The sequence below is a fragment of the Piscirickettsia salmonis LF-89 = ATCC VR-1361 genome (assembly GCF_000297215.2).
Taxonomy (GTDB): Bacteria; Pseudomonadota; Gammaproteobacteria; order Piscirickettsiales; family Piscirickettsiaceae; genus Piscirickettsia; species Piscirickettsia salmonis.
Map to the genome: position 1 here is coordinate 7,749 of NZ_AMFF02000018.1, position 7,163 is coordinate 14,911.

Consider the following 7,163-nt stretch of genomic DNA (forward strand, 5'->3'; position numbering starts at 1 on the left):
AAGAGCGAGTTTGAATTATTGCTCACCTAATCATGTTTTTTTAGAGTATTTGATGGCGGCTTAGTATAGAGTAGTGTTGCACTTCAGATGACGGAGGGCGAAATGAATGAAAAGGGAGTACCTCAAAATATGGATCATTCAACAAATACTCAGTTAAATGATAATTTTGCATTTGATTCTTTGCAATCCATCCGAAACCGCTTATTAGACCTCACTGGCAGAAATCGACTATTAAACTTTAAACATGGAAGGTCAGGCTTTATCCGTGTGATAGATGAAATGCCAGACCAATTAGCTGAAAACATACTTGAAAGCTATAAGTTCACTTTTATTCCGATTGATGAGCCACTAAGAGAAGAGTTAATTGAGCATGGATACATCGTTATTGATGATGATGGCCAAGAAGTAAAAGTAAAAGCTGACCCAAGTGCTAAAGAATGGGCAAAGGTCAAAGGGTTCAATACAAACTATGAGCTGCCATTAAGCATAAAACCCAGAGATTCAAAGCATAATGATACTAATATCCAATCACTTCTGTACCCACGAGAGCTAGAAGCACAATTACGTAACATTCGAACTAAGGCAAATACAGCTATTGAGGAAACTGGTGCAAATATTCTTTACTTAGCATTTGGTTTTCTTGAGTGGTTTGAAGATGAAAATTCAAGTGTGGCTCGACAGGCTCCGTTGTATTTAATACCGGTTAAAATAGATAGAGCTTCATTAAATAAAGATCTTGGCACATATAATTATACTATTGAATATACAGGTGAAGATATAATCTCAAACCTCTCTTTGAGAGAAAAATTAAGGCATGACTTTCACCTTGACTTGCCTGAATTAACGGAAGACGTTTTACCAGAAGAATATTTGAAGAAAGTTGAAAGCCAGTTTTTACGACATAAGCCTCAATGGAAGGTTAAACGTTTTTCTACGTTATCTATGTTTGATTTCGGCAAGTTATTGATGTACTTGGATTTAGATCCAGAACGTTGGCCTCCAGGAGCAAATAACATTCAAAATCATTCAATTCTTCAAAAGTTTTTTGCTAAACAGGGATTTGATGACGACAATGGAAGCAACACCAGTTTCGGTGAAGAGTATTTAATCGATAAGCTTGATGAAGTACATAACCAATACCCATTAATTGACGATGCTGACAGCTCACAGCACAGCGCTTTAGTTGATGCAATTCAGGGCAAAAATTTAGTTATTGAAGGACCTCCAGGCTCTGGCAAATCTCAAACTATTACTAATTTAATTGCGGCTGCTATTTCTCAAGGTAAAAAAGTACTCTTTGTTGCTGAAAAAATGGCAGCACTTCAAGTCGTAAAGTCTAGGTTAACGAGAGCTGGTTTAGGTGATTTTTGTCTAGAATTACACAGCCATAAAACACAGAAAAAGCATGTATATGAAAATATTAAGAAGCGAATAAATAACCAAGGTGATTATCGTTATCCATCATCAATCGATATTGATATCCAAATGTATGAAGAGAAAAAAGAAGCATTAACGCATTATGCTAATTTGATCAACAGTACATGGAAAAGCACCGGTAGAACGATTCATCAAATCTTTTCTACAGCAACACGATATCGTGAAGAATTCGCAAATATTTCACTAGATGACATAAAACCTGATCATATTGATGGGCAAAGTTTCGATGAAATATCATCAAGAAGAACCACCGATGAGCTTAGAAAATATACAGATGTTTTTGATGGAGTAAAAAAACAGCTTGGCTCAGTGGCTGAGTTATCAGACCATCCTTGGTTTGGTGTTTACAATAAATCTATCCAACAATTCGATTGTGATGACGTATGCAACCTCTTGATTGCCTGGAATAATACTATTACTGCATTAGAACAAGCATCTAAACCATTTAATGAACAACTTAATAGCGTTGTAGTAAGCGATATTAGTTCATTGAAACAAGTGTTAGCTGACAACAGTAATATTCCTAAATTAAAAGGTACAGAGCACCTTCAGGCTCTTAACTTAATAACTTCTCAGAAAGGTGATGAATTAACCGAATATATCAAGCAATATAAAGCGACATCCAAGCTGTTAGAATCCTTGGAAGACTTATTCGAGCGAACAGTTTTAAACGATGGTGAAAGCCTTGAACATTTGAAAAAATCGAATAACAATTTACAAAGAGAGTGTAAGAGCCTCGAATTAAAACTAACTAATATTTTTCAACAGTTACAGCTACTAAAAACATTCAGAGATGTAAGTCTTTCGCTTTCAGATGATTTAAAAACATTAACAGAGCAAGACAACAGCTTGTCTGACTTGCTATCACCATCATATAATGGCTTTTTAGAATGTAAGCAGTATTTTGAGTATATAAACGCACTTGATATAACACTGATATCTAGAAGACATGAGCTATTTGATAACGAACTTTTAGATCCTCACCTAGCTAATTTAGAAGAGCTTCTTCCAAAAATACAACTATTACACAAAAGCTTAGAACAGCACTTCAATCTAGAAAACTTACCTACAGTAAATGAGCTAAAAGAAATAGATAGCATTATAAAAAATGCAGGAGTTTTTTGTTGGTTTAGCAGTGAATGGCGAGCAGCTAAATCTAAACTGATTATGTATGCCAAAGGGTTGAAACCGAAAGTTAAAAAGTTAGCACCATTGATTGCTAAATTAACCTCATATCGACAATTGATAGATCAATTGAATAAAGAATCAGCTTACCAGTCCTTGCTTCAACATGAGTTTAAAGGGATTGATACACCAATATCTGAACTAATTAGTCTTAAAAGTTGGTATAAAGACATTCGTGCCTCGTATGGCGTAGGCTTCGGTAAAAAAGTGTCATTTGCAAACTCATTATTTTCAATCGATAGTGAATTATTTAAAGGGTTAAAACATTTAGCAGCATCAAAATCACTTGCAGAGTTTGAGCAATTTTCTCAGTTATTCCCTCAATTAGAAAATGTTTTCTCACATCCATTATTTGATGACAAAAATACCAATTTATCAGCAGATGTTGGTATTTCCTCATTTGTTGATGAGATAGAAAATGATATTAAAACATTACAATCATTATCCAGGAAAGACTTTACCTTAAGTCAATTAACAATAGGTATTGATCAAGTTTCATCTTTAGTTAACACAGAGCGCTTACTTGATGAAAATGATATTTCTAGGGAATTATTTGATGAAAAAACTCAACTTTCTATTAGAAGTGATTCTAGATCGCAACTAATAAAAATAAAATCTACGTTAGAACTAAGTAGAGCTATTGATTTACTCGAATCAGAACCTTTAAAATATTATTTATTAAATAACTTTAGTGTTGAAGCGCTCTCGTTAATTACATCTCATTTAGATAATATTTCAGTTTCGTTTAATAGCTGCCAACAAACTTTACAAAAGTTTGCTCACAAAGTTGATTTGGATGAGAATGCTTGGTTTAAAGGAACAAATGGTAAATTTACACTATTGCAAGAACGCAATAATAAGGCCATTAGCCAACCTCGCTGGTTAAGTACTTGGGTAGATTTTATTAGAATTAGATCATCCTTGTCAGATAAAGGGTTAGAGAATTTATTACGTTACACCGAAACTGGTGCGTTAAATTTAGAAAATATTAAACAAATCTATGTTTATTCTGTATTTGATATTTTGGCCAGAGAAATAATTAATGAAAACCAAGAATTAGCTTATTTTTCAGGAGCAGATCAAAATGCTATTCGTAAGCAATTTCAAGAATACGACAACAAACTAAAAACATTACAGCAAGAAAAAATAGCTTATCAAGTCGCACAAGCAGGTATAAACAGCACAGTTTCAGGTGTTTCAAGCGGTATGGTTTCTTCATACACTGAAATGGGCCTTATCAATAATGAAGTGGGCAAAAAAACTCGTCACGCACCGATAAGACAACTTGTTAGAAGAGCCGGTAAATCTTTAGTGGCCTTAAAGCCATGTTTCATGATGGGGCCACACTCAGTAGCCCAATATCTAGCTCCAGGGCAACTAGAATTTGATTTAGTTGTAATGGATGAAGCATCACAGATAAAACCTCAAGACGCTCTAGGTACTATTGCTCGGGGTAAACAATTAGTTGTTGTAGGAGACCCCAAACAGTTACCACCAACTAGCTTCTTTGATAAAGCAGTTGATAACGATGAAGAAGATACAACCGCTATAGAGCAATCAGAAAGCATACTCGATGTTTCTTTTCCTATGTTCAATGCTCGCAGGTTACGCTGGCACTACCGTTCACGCCATGAAAGCCTGATTGCATTTTCAAACCAAGAGTTTTATGACAGTAACTTAGTGGTATTCCCATCACCATCAAGTAAAAGTGATGAATTTGGTATCAAATTTACCCATGTAAAAAGTGGTCGCTTTGTAAATCAGCATAATATTGAAGAAGCTAAGGTCATCGCTGAAGCAGTTAGAAATCATTTATTGCATCGCCCACATGAATCTTTAGGTGTTGTCGCTATGAGTTCGAAACAGCGAGAGCAAATAGAACGATGTGTGGAAGAATTATCTAAAGATGATCCTCAATTTAGAGATACATTAGCGGATAACGCAAATATCGAAGAAGCGCTCTTTCTGAAAAACCTCGAAAATGTACAAGGTGATGAAAGAGACGTTATCTATATATCATGCACCTACGGACCACAAGAAGCGGGAGCAGCGCAAATGCCTCAGCGCTTTGGTCCAATCAACTCTGCCGCCGGTGGTAGACGATTAAACGTATTATTCACTCGTTCCAAAAAACGTATGCATGTTTTCAGTTCGATGACTGAAAGCCATATTGTCGCTTCAGAAACATCAAGCCCTGGCGTTCAAGCACTGAAAAGCTTTTTAATTTTTGCCCAAACAGGCAAGCTTCAACAGCAAAAACATACAGGCAAACAGCCAGATAGCGACTTTGAAATATCAGTGATGAATGCCTTAAAGCTTGAAGGGTTCAATTGTGTGCCACAAGTGGGTGTAGCTGGTTACTTTATTGACTTAGCAATACAAGACCCAGGCCAGCCAGGCCGATATTTAATGGGGGTAGAGTGTGACGGTGCAACATATCATTCTGGTAAATCTGCTCGTGACAGAGATAGGCTACGTCAGTCGGTATTAGAAAGATTGGGCTGGAATATTAAGCGAATTTGGTCAACCGATTGGTTCAAAAATCCACAAGCTCAATTAAAGCCAATTATTGAAGTATTGCATCAGCTAAAAACTGAAGTAACAGAGCAAACCGTTGTGCATTCAGAGGTAGAAGAAATTGAGGATGTAGTTGAACATGAGAATCAAGTGCTGCATGAGCTTGATAAATTTATTCATACTGACGATTCATTAGAAGCAAAGCTTCAAAAATTTGCTCAGGAAGTCATCTCAAGTACCGATGGAATACCTTTAGCAAATAGACTTTTAAGACCAGCAATGATTGCCGCCTTCTGCGAATTTAAACCTATTTCAAAAAGTGAGTTTTTAGAGGTTATTCCTCCTTACTTGCGCTCAGCTACATCGACCGCGCATGGTAAATACCTTGAGCAAGTGTTGAATATTATTGCTGAGGATGAAGCAGAGATTGCACAGTAATAAAAAGAGAGTTGAATAAGCATTTTGAAAACCTAAAAGGGTACGAAATTGGGCTTGAAGTCCAATGTAATGAAAACATAATTAGATCTAACTACAACTGCGGGCTTAGGGAGTAATGGAGCAACCAACCCACTTAAGGATTTCTAATGCCACCTTCTGTTTATTATTCCTGATTTGCAAATTATGTCGCAAAAAAATAGACTTTTGCATCTGATTTTTGCAACAAATCTAAGGCAGCCAGAGTCAGGAGTCGTTAAAAGTTGCAAAACTTAGAATTTTTGCAGCTTGATTTGAATAAATATGCCTGTTAATTTTCTCTTTTGATGAGTTAAGGCCATTAAAAACAACTGATAAGTCTTAAGTGGGTTGGTTGCTCCATTACTCCCCAAGCCCGAACTGCAACAACTCCGTAGCATAAAAAAAATATGACAAATAATAACTCTACTCAACTAAAGATTAATAGATTAAAATTGTTTCACCACAAACCAACCAATTACTAAGTTTATGGAATATGCAATTAAAAGATATTGTAAAAGATTGGGGTGGCTTCGAAAGACTCGTGGCTGACCTACATAAAGATGGTGAAGTAGATGTTCTACATGATATCACTCTCATTGGAGCTTCAGGGGCTTCCCGACAAATTGATGTCATGATTAAACACAAAAAAGGGGTATATGAATACTTGACATTAGTAGAATGCAAATACTGGAAAAAAAAGGTAGAGCGTTCTCATGTTGATGTTCTCTATGCAAGCATACAGGACTTAAATGCTTCTAAAGGTATATTTTTTACCACAAGAGGTTATCAGTCTGGTGCAGAGAAATATGCTAAATCAAAAGGTATTACTATTTTTGTTGTTAGGGAATTAACTGATCAAGAATGGGGAATGCCAGGAAAAACTATAGACATTTACCTGCAATCAATATCTAAAACAATCATATCAGTTAAACCGATTGATACAAAAATATTGTCCTCTCAACAGTTTGAAGCAAGAAAAAATTATAATTTAGAGATTAAATTAGGCGACAATCAAAAAAGTGAAAATATAATCATATCAAAACATAAGGATAAATATAAAACCTTAGAATCTGCTATTGAATATGCCACTATAGAAGGAATTAAAAAGTTTCAGAAAAAAAGCCTGCTCATTAATGGTGGCGAAGAATGCACTAGATATTTACAGACAAAGCTAAATATTAATTTTAGTGAAGATATTGTCATTTATAATCAAGATAACGCTATTTTTCTACCGCGCGCAGAAATAACAATTAGACTTAAAATTGCTCAATCAAGAATTATCATTGATCGATCATCCAATTATAAATATGCTTTCGCTGTAGCTGATCACATTAATAATCAGCAATATTCAATATCTAAACACAACAACTTTGAATATTCTGAGTGGTCAGAACTAAAACAAAAAAATGATAATAGTAAACAACAATACCTTCAAAATGGAAGTATATTATCTATATTAATCGATGGTTATTTTGATCAAAAAGAAATGAAAGACCTTAAGTTAACACCGATGAAAGAATTAGTAACACATTAACTGACTAGGTATAAGTTGTAAAACTCCAGATATG

The 7,163-nt window shown here is 35.1% G+C and carries 2 protein-coding genes; both read left to right on the forward strand.

What is annotated here, in order from left to right:
• The first annotated feature begins 87 nt into the window (after window positions 1-87).
• Window positions 88-5,577, forward strand: coding sequence for a DUF4011 domain-containing anti-phage protein Hhe (gene hhe / locus C200_RS01970; RefSeq protein ID WP_129556480.1), 5,490 nt, complete (start codon window positions 88-90; stop codon window positions 5,575-5,577).
• Window positions 5,578-6,088: 511 nt separating this feature from the next.
• Window positions 6,089-7,129, forward strand: a complete 1,041-nt coding sequence (locus tag C200_RS01975; RefSeq protein WP_016211300.1) for a restriction endonuclease — start codon at window positions 6,089-6,091, stop codon at window positions 7,127-7,129.
• Window positions 7,130-7,163 lie beyond the last annotated feature (34 nt).